19 protein-coding genes, 1 tRNA gene and 1 pseudogene are annotated in these 14,276 nt (G+C 70.4%); 5 read left to right on the top strand and 16 right to left on the bottom strand.

Annotated elements, in window-relative coordinates:
- Nucleotides 1-905: 905 nt before the first annotated feature.
- Nucleotides 906-1,244, top strand: a complete 339-nt coding sequence (locus FDM97_RS34955; RefSeq protein ID WP_137994457.1) for a DoxX family protein — start codon at nt 906-908, stop codon at nt 1,242-1,244.
- 4 nt (nt 1,245-1,248) lie between these two features.
- Here the strand turns inward: FDM97_RS34955 and FDM97_RS36775 are convergent, their stop codons facing one another.
- Together FDM97_RS36775 and FDM97_RS34945 are read right to left on the bottom strand one after the other, a co-directional pair.
- Nucleotides 1,249-1,359, bottom strand: coding sequence for a DUF397 domain-containing protein (locus FDM97_RS36775; protein ID WP_254705868.1), 111 nt, complete (start codon nt 1,357-1,359; stop codon nt 1,249-1,251).
- On the bottom strand, nt 1,322-2,266 hold the full coding sequence (locus FDM97_RS34945; protein ID WP_137995211.1) for a helix-turn-helix domain-containing protein: 945 nt from the start codon (nt 2,264-2,266) through the stop codon (nt 1,322-1,324). The genes FDM97_RS36775 and FDM97_RS34945 overlap by 38 nt, the downstream gene beginning before the upstream one ends.
- Nucleotides 2,267-2,384: 118 nt before the next feature.
- On the opposite strand from FDM97_RS34945, the gene FDM97_RS34940 reads away from it, so the two are divergent.
- A complete protein-coding gene (locus FDM97_RS34940) occupies nt 2,385-2,780 on the top strand; it encodes a hypothetical protein (RefSeq protein ID WP_137994455.1) in 396 nt (131 codons plus the stop codon).
- On the opposite strand, the gene FDM97_RS36770 is transcribed toward FDM97_RS34940, so the two are convergent.
- On the bottom strand, nt 2,764-3,003 hold the full coding sequence (locus FDM97_RS36770; protein ID WP_254705867.1) for a hypothetical protein: 240 nt from the start codon (nt 3,001-3,003) through the stop codon (nt 2,764-2,766). The two genes, FDM97_RS34940 and FDM97_RS36770, sit on opposite strands and share 17 nt — an antisense overlap.
- Here FDM97_RS36770 and FDM97_RS36765 point away from each other — a divergent pair.
- Nucleotides 2,993-3,439, top strand: a complete 447-nt coding sequence (locus tag FDM97_RS36765; RefSeq protein ID WP_254705866.1) for a hypothetical protein — start codon at nt 2,993-2,995, stop codon at nt 3,437-3,439. The two genes, FDM97_RS36770 and FDM97_RS36765, sit on opposite strands and share 11 nt — an antisense overlap.
- Nucleotides 3,440-3,592: 153 nt before the next feature.
- On the opposite strand, the gene FDM97_RS34930 is transcribed toward FDM97_RS36765, so the two are convergent.
- From FDM97_RS34930 to FDM97_RS34900, 8 genes are all read right to left on the bottom strand, one after another.
- The gene (locus tag FDM97_RS34930; RefSeq protein WP_137994453.1) at nt 3,593-4,507 is read right to left on the bottom strand and encodes an RNA polymerase sigma factor SigF; all 915 of its coding nucleotides are present in this window, start codon (nt 4,505-4,507) and stop codon (nt 3,593-3,595) included.
- 245 nt (nt 4,508-4,752) lie between these two features.
- The gene (locus FDM97_RS34925) at nt 4,753-5,628 is read right to left on the bottom strand and encodes an RNA polymerase sigma factor SigF (RefSeq protein WP_137994452.1); all 876 of its coding nucleotides are present in this window, start codon (nt 5,626-5,628) and stop codon (nt 4,753-4,755) included.
- A gap of 246 nt (nt 5,629-5,874) precedes the next feature.
- Nucleotides 5,875-6,168: a Dabb family protein gene (locus tag FDM97_RS34920; protein ID WP_137994451.1), complete on the bottom strand. Its 294-nt coding sequence runs from the start codon at nt 6,166-6,168 to the stop codon at nt 5,875-5,877.
- A gap of 22 nt (nt 6,169-6,190) precedes the next feature.
- A complete protein-coding gene (locus tag FDM97_RS36135) occupies nt 6,191-6,355 on the bottom strand; it encodes a hypothetical protein (protein ID WP_175439350.1) in 165 nt (54 codons plus the stop codon).
- A gap of 446 nt (nt 6,356-6,801) precedes the next feature.
- Nucleotides 6,802-6,886 (bottom strand) — tRNA-Ser (locus FDM97_RS34915).
- Between the two features lie 68 nt (nt 6,887-6,954).
- Nucleotides 6,955-7,383, bottom strand: coding sequence for a tRNA adenosine(34) deaminase TadA (tadA, locus tag FDM97_RS34910; RefSeq protein ID WP_137995210.1), 429 nt, complete (start codon nt 7,381-7,383; stop codon nt 6,955-6,957).
- 95 nt (nt 7,384-7,478) lie between these two features.
- Complete coding sequence (locus FDM97_RS34905) at nt 7,479-8,012, bottom strand: tRNA adenosine deaminase-associated protein (RefSeq protein WP_137994450.1); 534 nt, start codon at nt 8,010-8,012, stop codon at nt 7,479-7,481.
- A gap of 218 nt (nt 8,013-8,230) precedes the next feature.
- A complete protein-coding gene (locus FDM97_RS34900; protein WP_137994449.1) occupies nt 8,231-8,428 on the bottom strand; it encodes a hypothetical protein in 198 nt (65 codons plus the stop codon).
- Between the two features lie 87 nt (nt 8,429-8,515).
- On the opposite strand from FDM97_RS34900, the gene upp reads away from it, so the two are divergent.
- Nucleotides 8,516-9,151, top strand: coding sequence for a uracil phosphoribosyltransferase (gene upp, locus FDM97_RS34895; RefSeq protein WP_137994448.1), 636 nt, complete (start codon nt 8,516-8,518; stop codon nt 9,149-9,151).
- 145 nt (nt 9,152-9,296) lie between these two features.
- On the opposite strand, the gene FDM97_RS34890 is transcribed toward upp, so the two are convergent.
- Nucleotides 9,297-9,929 carry a LytR C-terminal domain-containing protein gene (locus FDM97_RS34890; RefSeq protein ID WP_137994447.1) on the bottom strand — a complete coding sequence of 211 codons (633 nt, stop codon included), beginning with the start codon at nt 9,927-9,929 and terminating at the stop codon, nt 9,297-9,299.
- Nucleotides 9,930-10,039: 110 nt separating this feature from the next.
- Nucleotides 10,040-10,336: a type II toxin-antitoxin system VapB family antitoxin gene (locus tag FDM97_RS34885; protein WP_009067182.1), complete on the bottom strand. Its 297-nt coding sequence runs from the start codon at nt 10,334-10,336 to the stop codon at nt 10,040-10,042.
- A 243-nt stretch (nt 10,337-10,579) separates the two neighbouring features.
- Here FDM97_RS34885 and FDM97_RS34880 point away from each other — a divergent pair.
- Nucleotides 10,580-10,908 (top strand): annotated as a pseudogene (locus tag FDM97_RS34880) (helicase HerA-like domain-containing protein); the annotation flags it as partial.
- Nucleotides 10,909-11,038: 130 nt separating this feature from the next.
- Here FDM97_RS34880 and FDM97_RS34875 read toward each other — a convergent pair.
- The 3 genes from FDM97_RS34875 to pip form a co-directional block, all read right to left on the bottom strand.
- Complete coding sequence (locus FDM97_RS34875) at nt 11,039-12,601, bottom strand: M28 family metallopeptidase (RefSeq protein WP_137994446.1); 1,563 nt, start codon at nt 12,599-12,601, stop codon at nt 11,039-11,041.
- A gap of 115 nt (nt 12,602-12,716) precedes the next feature.
- Nucleotides 12,717-13,310 carry an HhH-GPD-type base excision DNA repair protein gene (locus FDM97_RS34870; protein WP_137994445.1) on the bottom strand — a complete coding sequence of 198 codons (594 nt, stop codon included), beginning with the start codon at nt 13,308-13,310 and terminating at the stop codon, nt 12,717-12,719.
- 41 nt (nt 13,311-13,351) lie between these two features.
- On the bottom strand, nt 13,352-14,269 hold the full coding sequence (pip, locus tag FDM97_RS34865; protein ID WP_137994444.1) for a prolyl aminopeptidase: 918 nt from the start codon (nt 14,267-14,269) through the stop codon (nt 13,352-13,354).
- Nucleotides 14,270-14,276 lie beyond the last annotated feature (7 nt).

The raw sequence follows: 14,276 nt of genomic DNA, 5'->3' as shown, positions 1-14,276 counted from the left end.
TCGGGTGCGCTGTAGTGGTGTGGGGCGGTGACGGCACCGGCTCAGCGTGCGACGGCCGGCGGACGGCCGGGCTTCATGCCCCGCTGGTCACCCCCGGTGGAGATCCCCTACCCCGCCCCTTCCCTCAACCCTGCCGGGGGCTGCGGGGCGGACCCCAGCGCCGCCGCCCTCGACGCCGGGTGGTTGGTCCGCCTGCGTGGAGTCATAACGCCGCCACCAACGCCGACGAGCGGGCGAATTGCCCGCAGGTGCGGCTTTCGTCCTGCGTGCTACCGCGAGTAGGGCGCAGTTAGGCTCGCGCAGAGCACGGAAACGGCATGCCCCGGCGGCTTTCCGGGCGCCCCGCCGAGCCTGCGCTACCGCGAGTGGGCCCGCTCCCGGGCCCGGCCGGGACGTGGGGCCTTGAGTGCCCCCAGCCTCCGGGGAGGGTTTCGGGGCGGGAGATTCCACCGGGGGTGACCAGCGGGGCATGAAGCCCGGCCGTCCGCCGGCCGTCACACGCTGAGCCGGTGCCGGGCCGCCCCATTCAACTGCCGCGCACAACCACCCATCGGCCTGCGGCCGCTGAGCCGAGCCGCGCCAACCACCGTGCCCCTCGCGTGGACCCCACCCCGGGCCGCCCTCCGAGTGTGAAAAGGCGGGTGGAGGCGGCGGGTCAAGGGTGGGCGGAGCCCATCGCGGAGCGACGCGAAGCGCCCTTGAGGCGGCGCCGGAACCCGCCACACTCGGAGAGAGGGCGGCCACCACCAGCGGCTGACGGGGGCGGTCAGGCCCTTGAGCCTCGCGGCGGTGGAAAGTTCCCGAAGAAACAGGCGCCGGGCCTGTCACACGTGTGCGGCGCGCTCCGTCAGTGGGGTGTCCGAGCGAGAAGCGCTCGGACACCACCTGGATGAGGAGCGTCCCCGATGTCCACCACCTACATCGTCGTCACCGCTGTCGCCGCGTTCATGGTCGGCTTCTCGGCCTTCTCGATCTTCATCAACGCCCCGTGGGTCGTCGAGCCCCTGACCGAGTACGGCGTCCCTCGCACCTGGTGGACCTGGCTCGGCGTCGCCAAGGCGGCCGGCGCGGCGGGCCTGGTGGTCGGCCTGTGGGTGCCTGCGATCGGCCTGGCGGCCGGGATCGGCACGGTCCTCTACTTCGCCGGAGCCGTCATCACCGTGATCCGCGCCCGCTCCTACCCGCACGTCGCGTGGCCGCTGATGTACGCGGCCCCGGTCGTCGCGGCCCTGGTCCTCGCCTGAGGACTCAGAGGGACGTCACGAACGAGTCCCACACCGCACGCTCGAAGACGAGGCCGGGCCCATCTGGAACCTTGCTGTCACGCACGGGGACGAGGCCGGGGAATCCGGGGGCCACCTCGACGCAGTTGCCGCCGTCGTCGCCGCTGTAGCTGCTCTTGATCCAGGTCGTCGGGTTCAGATCGTGCCTCTGCATGGTGTCCGTACCCTTCCATCATGTCGCTGATCAAAGCGGCCGACTCGCGAGCTGACAGAGCGTCTGCCCTGAGCACATCATAGGTCTGGCTGTGCCGCGTGAAGGCGGCCGGATCGTCGATGAAGTGACCCTTTCCCAGGGATTCCGAGTAGATCCACTCCTTGCCGTCGGGCAGCGTGATCAGCGACAACGAGGTGTTGGGGCGGCGAAGTTCGGCCCGGTCGGCCGGGGCGACCTGAATGCGGAGGTTGGGACGCCGGCCCACCCTGAGCAGATGCTCGCACTGCCCGCGCATGACGTTCGTGCTCTGCACGACGTTCCGCAGACAGCTCTCGTCCAGCACCACCACGTACAGCGGGCCGTCCTCGGCCAAGAACCGCTGCTGGCGGCTCAGTCGGGCTCTCACCCGCTCCTCCAGCTCCTCGCCGGAGGACCTCCGCGAGAACAGAGCGTGCGCGTACTCGGGTGTCTGCAGCAGACCCGGAATCATCTGCACCTGGTACTCCCGTAGGGCCACCGCCTCGGCGTCCATCTCCGCCCGGCGCTCGAACCAGTCCGGGTGCTGTACCTCCGGATACCAGTCGATCCGGCCCCACAGCCGCCCTAACACCCCTCCCGTCCCCAGCAGTTCGTCGCACGCCTTCGCGAACGTGTCCTGCGGCACCCGCGTCCCCGCCTCCACCCGCGCCACGTGCGACCGGTCGCACGGGATCTGGCGCGCGAGGCCGTCCTGCGTCAGGTTCGCCGCCTCCCGGTAGTGCCGGAGCAGCTCGCCGAAGACACCCGCCGTCGTGGCGGCCGTTCCTCCCGTGGCGTTCCGTCGACTCACTCCATCCCCCCTTGTGACAGTGGGCCCTTGGCACGCGTCGAGCGTTGTGGCCGCTCCTCCCATTGAGCAACGCTGGAGCCACGGAGAGTAGTCGCCCGATCGGGTGAGGAGCTGAGGAATGGCAGGGCACATGGAATGCGGGGGGTTCGTCTACGACCCCACCGCCCGCAAGGTCGGGGAGTACCGGGGCAAGGCGGGGCCCTACGCCATGCTCCGTCCCGTCGGAGGCGGGCGGGAGTGGCAGGCCGATCCGGAGCAGGTCCGCCCGGCGACGCCGGCGGAGCGGCTGAGTGCCGGGGTGCGGGCCGCCAACGAGCGGGCGAGCACCGCGTACGAGATGAGCCGGCCGCCCGTCCCCGTTCCCGACTGCGTGGAGTGCGCCGAGCTGGCGAAGGAGCGGGCCGATGCCCGGCTGCGGTTCGACTGGAGTGCGGAGACCGATGCCAACGTCCTTCTGCGGCGGCATCTGAGGAGCACGCACCCTTCCCCGACGGAAGTCAGAGCTTCGCAGTGACCTTCTGGGTGTCGATGTGCATGCCCAACGGCACCCGCCAGGAGTCCACGCAGACCGTGTACGTATGGGTCCGTGCCGCCCCCGCCGCGATCGGGGTGGGCAGTGGCTGTGCGGATTCGATCGTCGCCCAGTCGATGCCGAGCGCGCCGATGACGTGGGTGGCGAACGTGACCGTGCCCGAAGTCGCCGCCGTGCCCCCGGTGTTGCGGAACGTGACCGTCACCTTCTCGCACCACCGCACCTCCGCGTCGCCGAGCACGGGCGCGGAGAGGGTCAGGGCGGCCGGAGTGCCCGGAGTGGTCGGAGTCGTCTGGGTGGGCGGTGGCGGCGGCGGAGTCGTCGCGCCCGGGGCCGACGGCAGGGCCGGCGGGGGCGTGGTCCCTGGGGCCGTACCCGTACCCGTACCCGAACCCGAACCCGAACTCGTACCCGCACCCGCACCCGTACCGCGCTCGCCGGATGTGCCGGACGCGCCGGACGGGGACGCGCCCGGTCGCGGCTCCGAGGCCGTTCCCGGCGCCGGTGGGGACGGGGACGACGTGCTGGAGGTCGTACCGCTCGCTGACGCCGACGGGGCGCCGTCCAGCGGGATCAGGGTCACCGATCCCGACGGCGGCACCGCGCCCTTCGGGGAGGAGCCCGCGCCCACCGCCGCGTAGCCCTCGCCGTCGTCTCCGCTGCCGCACGCGGTCAGCGCTCCGCCGAGGCAGAGCGCGACCACTGTCAGAAGTGACCTCTGTCGTCGCCGCATGGCGTCAGTGTGGCTGACGGTATGTCAGCAAGGAAGCGATTCGGTGGACTTCGCCGATCCTCTAGTCGGCGATCAGGCCCTGCCGCAGCTGCGCCAGCGTCCGCGTCAGCAGCCGCGAGACGTGCATCTGCGAGATGCCGACCTCCTCGCCGATCTGCGACTGGGTCATGTTGGCGAAGAACCGCAGCATGATGATCTGCCGCTCCCTGGGCGGGAGTTTGGCGAGCAGCGGCTTCAGCGACTCGCGGTACTCGACCCCTTCCAGGGCCGTGTCCTCGTACCCGAGGCGGTCCGCGAGCGAGCCCTCGCCGCCGTCGTCCTCCGGGGAGGGCGAGTCGAGTGAGGAGGCGGTGTACGCGTTGCCGACCGCGAGGCCGTCGACGACGTCCTCCTCCGACACCCCGAGAACGGCGGCGAGTTCGGGGACGGTCGGGGAGCGGTCGAGCTTCTGGGCGAGCTCGTCGCTCGCCTTGGTCAGCGCGAGGCGCAGCTCCTGGAGCCGGCGCGGGACGCGTACCGACCAGCTCGTGTCGCGGAAGAAGCGCTTGATCTCGCCGACGACGGTCGGCATCGCGAACGTCGGGAATTCCACGCCGCGTTCGCAGTCGAAGCGGTCGATCGCCTTGATCAGGCCGATGGTGCCGACCTGGACGATGTCCTCCATCGGCTCGTTGCGGGAGCGGAATCGGGCCGCCGCGTACCGCACGAGCGGCAGGTTGAGCTCGATGAGGGTGTCGCGGACGTAGGTCCGCTCCGGGCTGTCCGCGGCGGCGCCTTCGTCGTCCAGGGCGCGGAGCCGGAGGAAGAGGGAGCGGGAGAGCGTGCGGGTGTCGATGGCTTCCGGCGAGACGACAAGCGGCGCGGCGGGCGCTTCGCTCGGGGCCTGGGCCTGCGGCTGCACCGGCATCTGAACCGGCGTCTGCGCGGGCTCGGGCGTGAGCGTGAGCACCTTCGAGCTGCCCTGTTCTGCGGACATGCCACCCCCTTGAGGTCGCGGACGGTCGCGGCGGCCACGACCATCGGAGGAACGCAGCCTCCACCTGAATACCGGAGGCGGGGCTGCGGCAAACGCGGTTCCAGCAGAATGTCACATGTCGGCAACACGCTGTAGTGACTTGTCGACACAGCGCACGGGGATATCCGCAGGAAACAAGGGGTGTACGGCATTTGGCCGCCGTGAAGCCGCGTCAGAACTACTCCGAAACGGTCTACCCGTTTCAGCTACGCCTCGATCCTGTTTGCGGATCTCAATCGGGCGAAGCTCCGGGCGAGGAGCCTTGACACATGCATCTGTGAGACGCCGAGTTCCTGGCTGATCTGAGACTGGGTCAGGTTGCTGTAGTAACGGAGCATCAGGATCCGCTGCTCGCGCTCGGGCAGTTGTACGAGCAGATGCCGTACGAGATCCCGGTGCTCGACCCCGGCGAGTGCCGGGTCCTCGTAGCCGAGCCGGTCGAGCAGTCCGGGCAGCCCGTCGCCCTCCTGGGCCGCTTCCAGAGAGGTGGCGTGGTACGACCGTCCCGCCTCGATGCAGGCCAGTACCTCGTCCTCGCCGATCTTCAGTCGTTCGGCGATCTCGGCGGTGGTGGGGGAGCGGCCGTGGGCGGTCGTGAGGTCCTCGGTGGCTCCGTTGACCTGGACCCAGAGCTCGTGCAGCCGGCGCGGCACGTGCACGGTCCGTACGTTGTCGCGGAAGTAGCGCTTGATCTCGCCGACGACGGTGGGCATGGCGAAGGTCGGGAACTGTACGCCGCGGTCCGGGTCGAAGCGGTCGATGGCGTTGATCAGACCGATGGTGCCGACCTGGACGACGTCCTCCATGGGCTCGTTGCGGGAGCGGAAGCGGGCCGCCGCGTACCGCACGAGCGGCAGGTTGGCCTCGATCAGCGCTCCGCGCACCCGGTGGTGCTCCGGGCTGCCCGGTTCAAGCTCCTTGAGCTGTCCGAAGAGCACCTGGGTGAGCGCGCGGGTGTCGGCGCCCCGGGTGCTCTGGGGCCGGGTGTTCTGGGGCCGGGTGTTCTGCGGCCGGGGGCGCGGGGTGTCCGGGCCTCCGGCCTCGTTCTGGGGCGGGACTTGAGGCGCTGTACTGGCCGGCACGTTCACGCCACCCCTTTGGCTGGTCTTGCGGTCGACTATGGCTGGTCAACTACGGTCAAACTCATCCATCAAAAGCGGTCATAGCATCACAAGACATGTCCACTGTGTGCAAGCACCGTATAGCCACGTGTTGAGGGCAAGTTGGGATTAAATGGGAGGTCAACACCCAGAAGGCCCCCCGCCGTGACGGCGAGGGGCCTTGAAGAAGAGAGCCGGGTGAGTCTCGGGTGAGTCTCGGGTGAGCCCCTAGAACTCGTAGTCCGCGATCACCCACGTGGCGAACTCGCGCCACTGGGCCACGCCCGCCTGGTGGGCCGGGTGCTCCAGGTAGCGCTTGAGCGCATCGGTGTCCTCGACCGCCGAGTTGATGGCGAAGTCGTACGCGATCGGCCGGTCGGAGACGTTCCAGCCGCACTCCCAGAACGTCAGTTCCGGGATGAGCCCGCCGAGCGCCCGGAAGGCCTCGGCCCCGGCGACCACACGCGGCTCGTCGCGCTGCACGCCGTCGTTGAGCTTGAACAGGACCAGATGGCGGATCACGGCAGGACTCCTCGTCGATGCTCTAGTTGACGAGTTCCGTCATGAACTCGCCGACGCCCTGTGCGGCGGACGATATGCCCTCGAACCCTACCTGGACGAGATCGGCGGCCCGGTCGGGGGAATTGATGATCGTGTACAGCACGAAGACCACGAGCGCGTACAGCGCGACCTTCTTCGCTTGCGCCATCTGCCGCGCCCTCCCCTGTCTGTGTCCCAGCTGTCCGTGCCCCTGTGCGGACGCGTGAGTCTAACCGAGCCACTTCGGCCACTCACCGGATCTTTATGGACCAAGGGCCCGGTGATCGAGGCCGTTTGCCGCCCCCCGGAAGGGTGACGGCAGAGCAGTATGGATGTCGAGCCCGGCGGATCTGGCAGGAATCCGCAGGGCCGAGGAACCGGCCCTCACTGCGGGGTCCGCGCCGCGCGCTCTCCCCCTGACTGCGGCGCAGGACTTGTAGGACCGGTTCTCATCGGGGGGAGCGGCTTGTCCCCCCGATGCCGCTCCCCCCGTCCGACGGAGAGGCCCCGGCCGCGCACACAGTGCGGCCGGGGCCTCTGTCGTACCGGTACGGGTGCACGCGCCCCGGACACGCCGAAGGGCCCGGTGCGATGCACCGGGCCCTTCGATCGAAGCGGTAGCGGAGGGATTTGAACCCTCGGTGACTTGCGCCACACTCGCTTTCGAGGCGAGCTCCTTCGGCCGCTCGGACACGCTACCGAGAGAGAGCTTAGCCCAAAGAGGCCCGTGCGATGAAATCCGTATCGCTTCGCAGGTCGGAGACGCGTTCAGCGGGTGCGGAAGAAGGCCGTGAGCTGGGCCGAGCACTCCTCGCCGAGGACGCCGTGGATCACCTCGGGACGGTGGTTGAGCCGCCTGTCCCGTACGAGGTCCCAGAGCGAACCGGCCGCACCCGCCTTCTCGTCGAGCGCGCCGAAGACCACCCGGTCGACCCTGGACTGCACGAGCGCGCCGGCGCACATCACGCAGGGCTCCAGGGTCACGACGAGCGTGCAGCCGGTCAGCCGCCACTCCCCGGTCTTCGCCGCGGCCCGGCGCAGGGCCAGGATCTCGGCGTGGGCGGTCGGGTCGCCGATCGCCTCGCGCTCGTTGTGCCCGACGGCGAGGACCGTGCCGTCCGGGGCCAGCACGACCGCGCCGACCGGTACGTCACCGGCCAGCGCGGCCCGGTCGGCCTCGGCGAGCGCGAGCCGCATGGGCTCCCGCCAGGGATCCCGTACGGGATCGGGGCCGTGATCCGGTACGGGATCGGGAACGGCATCCGGTACGGGATCGGGTACGGCTTCCGTCACTAGCGAACGCTCTCCAGGACCTCCGCGGCGCCCAGCGCGTCCGCGATCTCCGCCAGCGCGTCGCTCTCGAGCGCCAGCAGCATGCTCTCGGACACGCCGAGATCCGCCAGGATCAGCCGGTCGCCGACCGGCGCGGCCGGCACGGCGTCGGCAGCGGCCTGCGACGCGTCCTCGTCGTCCTCCTGGTCGAGCGGCTCCCCGTCCTCCGTCCCGTCGAGGTCCAGTGCGTCCAGGTCGGCGGCGTCGTCGTCCAGGTCGTCGCCGAGCAGTTCCTTGGTGAGGATCTCCCCGTACGAGGAGCGGGCGGCGGCCGCCCCGTCCGACACGTAGATGCGAGGGTCGTCCTCGCCCTCGATCCGGAGGAGGCCGAACCAGGCGTCCTCCTGTTCGATGAAGACGATCACCGTGTCCTCGTCGACCGAGGCCTCGCGGGCCAGTTCGGTCAGATCCGACAGGGTCTCCACATCGTCGATCTCTGTGTCGCTCGCTTCCCACCCGTCTTCGGTGCGCGCGAGCAGTGCGGCGAAGTACACCGTGACTCTCCCACTGATCAGAGGTGTGACGATCCGGCGGCGCGCTCCTGATGCCCCGCCCAATCGGCATCGTGGCAGAAACGACGGCTTCAGGAGAGGTCTTCGGCTCTTGCGTCGTGCATCAGTCTGATCGAGACGGTGAACGGGTGGGCGCGCGGACCCGGCGCACGGCCCCGGCGCACAGGCGGCGCACGAGCGGCGCCCCGGCGCCGCCGCCCTCACCAGCGGAAGGTTCGCATCCGCATGGCCTGGCGCATCCTGGCCGCTCGCGCGCGCCGGGGCTGGACGCGCTCGCGCAGCGCCTTCGCCTCGTGCAGCTCACGCAGGAACTGGGCGCGGCGCCGGCGGCGCTCCGCGTCGGTCTCCGGCGGCGTCTCACCGCCCGGCACCTCGGCCGGGTCTTGCGGGTCGGGCATGGGCCACACCACCCCACGACTGGGTCCTGTGCCCCCACCTTCCCTCCACGGCGTGGGTTGATGCCAGTGCGGGCTACTGTTGGAGTCATGCGTCTCCACGTCGTCGATCACCCGCTGGTCGCCCACAAGCTCACCACGCTGCGCGACAAGCGCACCGACTCCCCGACCTTCCGCCGTCTCGCCGACGAGCTGGTCACCCTGCTCGCCTACGAGGCCACCAGGGACGTGCGCACGGAGCAGGTCGACATCGAGACCCCTGTGACGCCCACGACGGGCGTGAAGCTGTCGTACCCGCGGCCGCTGGTGGTCCCGATCCTCCGCGCCGGCCTCGGCATGCTCGACGGCATGGTGCGGCTGCTTCCGACCGCCGAGGTGGGCTTCCTCGGCATGATCCGCAACGAGGAGACGCTGGAGGCGTCGACCTACGCGACGCGGATGCCGGAGGACCTCTCGGGTCGCCAGGTGTACGTCCTGGACCCGATGCTGGCGACGGGCGGCACGCTCGTCGCGGCGATCCAGGAGCTGATCAAGCGCGGCGCGGACGATGTGACCGCGGTCGTGCTGCTCGCCGCCCCGGAGGGCGTCGAGGTCATGGAGCGCGAGCTGGCGGGCACGCCGGTGACGGTCGTGACGGCCTCGGTCGACGAGCGCCTCAACGAGAGCGGCTACATCGTCCCGGGCCTGGGCGACGCGGGCGACCGCATGTACGGGACCGTCGACTAATTCAGCACCACGGGGCCTCGGCGAGTGAGCCGAAGGGCGCCGCGGGTGTCGAAAGGGAGAACGCGCGTAGGTCCTGAGGAACGAAGGACCGAGCACGATCGACCGTCGACACCCGCATAAGGGCGCCCGGAGGCGAACCGAGCCCCTAACAAGAAGGCGCGGGCGCGGGCTTGGGCGTGTTGAGGGCGACCAGGGCCGCGTCCGCCGTTGCTTTCGGGTCCAGGGTCTTGAAGGCCGTGCCCAGGATCAGGTCCACGTCCGCCGTGGCGCGGGTGTCCGTCTTCGTCGTGGCGCCCTTCAGCTGGGTGCCCAGGACCGGGAACGCGCCCTTGGCGGCCCCCGGGGCGCCGAGCAGTACCCCGGCGCCGGGGACCTTCTTGTCGTACGCGGCGGGCGCGTTGCCGACCTTGCCGATGACGAAGCCGCGCTTCTTGAGTTCGTCGGCGGTCGTCTTCGCGAGGCCGCTGCGCGGGGTCGCGTTGTAGACGTTCACCGTGATCTGCGCGGGCTTGGGCAGGGCGGTGGCGGGCGCCGTCGTCGCCTTGGGGGCGGGCTTGCAGTCGGCGCGGCGGCCGGCCGTCGTCTTCGTGTCGTCGCCGCCGCCCGAGAACACGTCGACGAGCTGCAGCGTTCCCCATCCGGCCGCGCCGAGCACGATCACGGCGGCCCCGGCCGCGAGGACGATCCGGCGCCGACGCCGGGGGCGGCGCATGCGCGGGTACTTGTCCCCCGTGATGCGGTACTTTCCGCCCATTCCGGGGGGAGTGAGCATGCTCATGGACGCAGCGTAATGCCGCTGGTCGAGGTTGCCTACTGGATGATCATGTGATCGCGTCCGGATGGGCGGGAAGAGACCCCGAAAGGATCAGTCGAGCGGGGGTGGACCCGTCAGTCCATCTCCAGGACGCGGGCGTGCAGTACTTGCCGCTGCTGGAGTGCCGCGCGCACGGCGCGGTGCAGCCCGTCCTCGAGGTAGAGGTCGCCCCGCCACTTCACGACGTGCGCGAAGAGGTCGCCGTAGAAGGTGGAGTCCTCGGCGAGCAGCGTCTCCAGGTCCAGCTGGCCCTTGGTGGTCACCAGCTGATCGAGGCGGACCGGGCGCGGGGCGACGTCCGCCCACTGCCGGGTGCTTTCCCGGCCGTGGTCGGGATACGGCCGGCCGTTTCCGATGCGCTTGAAGATCACACGGAAAGCCTACCGGGCAAGCGGCTCCCGGCGCAGCCACGCGGACGTGGTGCGATGCTGGGGCAAACCGCCACAAACCCGGAATTGGGGTCCCCTGATGAGCGTGAGCGAACAGTCTCCGACCGGCGAGATCGCGGCGGGGTACGGGTTCAGCGGGGCCGCACTCGATCTGGGGGCGCTGCTCTGGGACGGCGCGGTTCACCCGGACGCGCGGATCCGGATCCCGCTCTCCTGTTCTCGACGTTCCTGGAGGCGATCACGCAGACGGTGCGGCCGATTCGCTCGAAGGGGGTGGGGGTGTTCTTCGTGACGCAGACGCCGAAGGACGTGCCGGGGACGTGCCGGGGGATGTGCCGGCGCAGCTGGGCAACCGCGTGCAGCACGCGCTGCGGGCGTTCACTCCGGACGACGCGAAGGCGCTGAAGGCGACGGTGCGGACGTTTCCGGAGTCGGCGTACGACCTGGAGGAGGTGCTGACGAGCGGCCTGGGGCCGATCGGGGTGGATGCGCTGGAGGCGGCGGTGAAGGGGTCGCCGCTGTGGGGGCGGTACGCGGAGGCGGTGGACCGGGAGATCGGCCGGTCGCTCTTCGGCACGGCGCGGAGGCGGCGGTAAGCCGCCCCGACACGGAAGGGGGTCCGGTCGTGACCGGACCCCCTCGTGCGGGTCGTTGTGCCGAACGCCTACGACTCGTGTGTCGCGGTTACTCGGTGACCTCGTGGTCGTGGCCGTCGTGGAGGCCGCCGCCGCTGCCCGCGTCGCCCTCCGTCGGGACGGAGACGACCGGGCGCTTCAGGGAGCTGATGTCGTGGGCGTAGGTGCCCAGCGCGTTGGCGATGACGTCGATGTTGGCGTCGAAGGCCGTCATGTTGATGTTCGACAGGTCGTCGCCGGCCGCGTGGTAGTTCACGTCGTACGCGACACCCGCCGTCCCGCCGAACTTCTCCGCCTGCGCCGCCGTCTTGATGCCCTCGGCGCCCGTGAAGGTGCCGCCCGACGGGATGCCGATCTCGATGAACGGGCCGTAGTCCGAGCGGCCCGTGAAGTCGGTGCCCTCGTGCGGGAGGCCGCGCTTGTCCATGAAGTCGGTGATGTCGCGCTCCAGCTGGGCGGAGCCCTCCGGGCCCGGGCCCGCGCCGACGTTGTCCGAGTTGTCGCCGTCGTACACGAACAGGCCGTAGTTCGGCGAGGCGATCATGTCGAAGTTGAGGTAGAGCTTGACCTCCTTCTTGTCCAGCTCGCTCATGTTCGCGACGTAGTGCTCGGAGCCGAGCAGGCCGTTCTCCTCGGCCGACCACCACGCGAAGCGGACCTTGTTGCGGACCTTCGCCTTCGACTCGGCGAGTTCCAGGGCCGCCTGGAGCAGACCGGCGGAGCCGGAGCCGTTGTCGTTGATGCCGGGGCCGGCCGTCACGGAGTCGAGGTGCGCGCCGAGCATCACGGTGTTGGCGGCGTTGCCGCCCTTGGTCTCCGCGATGACGTTGTTGGTGGAGCGCTGCTCCGCGAGCTGGCGGATCTCGAAGGAGATGTTCACCGGGCCCGCGGCCAGGTCGGCGGCGAGCTTCTCGCCCTCGGCCTTGGTGACGCCGCCGGTCGGGATCTTGCCGGCCGCCGGGTCGCCGAGGGTGCCGGAGAGGGCCCCGTCGGTGTTGTTGTAGACGATCGCGCCCACGGCGCCGGCCGCGGCGGCGTTCTCCTGCTTGGCGGCGAAGGTGCAGCCGCCGCGCTTGATCAGGGCGATCTTGCCGGTGAAGGCGCCCGCGGCGAAGTCGCCCGGCTCGCAGCCGTTCGTGCCGTCGGCGTCGACCGGGGCGGCCGCGAGGTCTGCCGTGATGCCGCCGACCGGGGTCGACTTGGTGTACGTCATGGCCGCGATCGCGATGTCGCGCGGCGCGGGGGAGATCACGGCGGCCTTCTGGGCCAGCGTCTCGGTGTAGATGAAGTCGAACTTCTGGTACGAGACGTTGTAGCCGGCCTTCTTGAGCTGCTGGTACACGTACGCCGCGGAGGCGTCGTGCCCGAGCGAGCCGGCCGCGCGGTGACCGCCGGCCGAGTCGGCTATCGCCTGGAACATCTCCAGGTGCTTGTAGGCGTCCTGCGCGGACGTCTCGCCGACCAGCTTCTTCGCCAGCTTCGCGGCGTCTCGGGCGGGCTTGGCCGCGGGGTCCGAGGTGGCGGTGGCGGGGGAAGCGGCGGCCAGCAGGAGCGGGGTGGCAAGTGCGGCAGCGGCCAGGGTGGCCGCGGCTCTGCGAGAGGATGCGTTCACAGAGGTCCTTCCCGATGCGAACGAGGTTGAGGGGAAGTTAGCGATCTCCGGTGCCTCGTGTGAACAGCTCAGCCACAATTCATGTCGGATTTAGCAGGATTGACATCCGGAACATTCAATTCCCAGATGATTTGGCCGCTTTTGCGGCGCGCTTCGCCTCCTGCTTGAAGGCGCGGACCTTGGCGAGCGACTCGGGCCCGGTGATGTCGGCGGCGGAGCGGTACGAGCCGGTCTCGCCGTACGCCCCGGCCGCCTCCTGCCAGCCCTCGGGACGTACGCCGTACTGCTTGCCCAGCAGCGCGAGGAAGATCTGCGCCTTCTGCGCCCCGAAACCGGGCAGGGCCTTCAGTCTTGCGAGGAGCTCCTTGCCGGTCGCGGCGTCCGACCAGACCGCCTCGGCCTCGCCCCCGTACTCGTCCACGAGGAACTGGCACAGCTGTTGGATCCGCTTGGCCATGGAGCCGGGATAGCGGTGCACGGCGGGCTTGTCGGAGAGCAGCGCGGCGAAGGCGTCGGGATCGTACGCGGCGATCTGCCCCGCGTCGAGATCGTCGGCGCCGAGCCGCTGCGCGATCGTGTACGGCCCGGAGAACGCCCACTCCATCGGCACCTGCTGGTCGAGCAGCATGCCGACGAGCGCGGCGAGCGGGGAGCGGCCGAGCAGCTCGTCGGCCTCGGGCTGCTGGGCGAGGTGGATCTCGGTCGTCATGGACCGATGTTCACCCGGGGGTGTGGGCGACGCACGGCCTGTCACCCGTTCGCGAAGCGCGCCAGGGCCGAGAGGACGAGTGCGCGGGTCTCCCCGCCGCCCAGGTGGCCCGCCGCCTCCACCACGTGCAGCTCGGCGTCCGGCCAGGCGCGGGAGAGCTCCCAGGCCGTGGTGAGCGGGCCGCCCATGTCCAGGCGGCCGTGGATCAGGACGCCCGGGATGCCCGCGAGCCGGTGGGCGTCGCGGATCAGGGCGCTCTCCTCCAGCCAGGCGCCGTGCGCGAAGTAGTGGGCGCAGATACGGACGAAGGCGAGGCGGGCGTCGTCGACCCGGTCGGTGTACGGGGTGCCCATGCCCTCCATGGACAGCACCGCGTCCTCCCAGGCGCACCAGTCGGCCGCCGCCTTCTCCCGTACTGACCGGTCCGGGTCCTCCATCCGGCGGGCGTACGCGGCGACGAGGTCCGCCGCCCCGTCCACACCCTCCCGGAAGCGCTCGTGCGCCTCGGGGAAGAACCGGCCCACCCCTTCGTACAGCCAGGCGGTCTCGGAGCGCCGGGTCGTCGTCACGGCCGCGATCACGATCTCGGACACGCGCTCGGGGTACGTCTCGGCGTACGCCAGGATCAGCGTGGAGCCCCAGGAGCCCCCGTACAGCAGCCAGCGCTCGACGCCGAGGTGTTCGCGCAGCCGCTCCATGTCCGCGATCAGGTGCGCGGTGGTGTTCACGGACATGTCGGTGGCGGGATCGCTCGCGTGCGGCAGCGAGCGGCCGCAGCCGCGCTGGTCGAAGAGGACGATCCGGTACTTCTCCGGGTCGAAGAGCCGGTGGGCGGTGGGCGAGGAGCCGGAGCCGGGGCCGCCGTGGACGACGAGCGCGGGCTTGCCGGCCGGGTTGCCCACGACCTCGTAGTGGATGCGGTTGCCGTCGCCGACGTCGAGCATGCCTTCCTCGTCCATCCCGCCG

This window comes from Streptomyces vilmorinianum (assembly GCF_005517195.1).
Lineage (GTDB): Bacteria > Actinomycetota > Actinomycetes > Streptomycetales > Streptomycetaceae > Streptomyces > Streptomyces vilmorinianum.
Note: the sequence above shows the minus strand (reverse complement) of the source record. Positions and strands in the feature narration are given on the sequence as shown.

Bases quoted from the DNA above. Each gene is read 5' to 3' on its own strand.
- FDM97_RS34900 (WP_137994449.1), bottom strand. From the start codon at position 8,428: ATGCCCGACCCGCAAGACCCGGCCGAGGTGCCGGGCGGTGAGACGCCG.
- FDM97_RS34955 (WP_137994457.1), top strand. From the start codon at position 906: ATGTCCACCACCTACATCGTCGTCACCGCTGTCGCCGCGTTCATGGTC.
- tadA (WP_137995210.1), bottom strand. From the start codon at position 7,383: ATGCGGCTCGCGCTCGCCGAGGCCGACCGGGCCGCGCTGGCCGGTGAC.
- FDM97_RS34930 (WP_137994453.1), bottom strand. From the start codon at position 4,507: ATGTCCGCAGAACAGGGCAGCTCGAAGGTGCTCACGCTCACGCCCGAG.
- FDM97_RS34890 (WP_137994447.1), bottom strand. From the start codon at position 9,929: ATGAGCATGCTCACTCCCCCCGGAATGGGCGGAAAGTACCGCATCACG.
- pip (WP_137994444.1), bottom strand. From the start codon at position 14,269: ATGGACGAGGAAGGCATGCTCGACGTCGGCGACGGCAACCGCATCCAC.
- FDM97_RS34940 (WP_137994455.1), top strand. From the start codon at position 2,385: ATGGCAGGGCACATGGAATGCGGGGGGTTCGTCTACGACCCCACCGCC.
- FDM97_RS34870 (WP_137994445.1), bottom strand. From the start codon at position 13,310: ATGACGACCGAGATCCACCTCGCCCAGCAGCCCGAGGCCGACGAGCTG.
- FDM97_RS36135 (WP_175439350.1), bottom strand. From the start codon at position 6,355: ATGGCGCAAGCGAAGAAGGTCGCGCTGTACGCGCTCGTGGTCTTCGTG.
- upp (WP_137994448.1), top strand. From the start codon at position 8,516: ATGCGTCTCCACGTCGTCGATCACCCGCTGGTCGCCCACAAGCTCACC.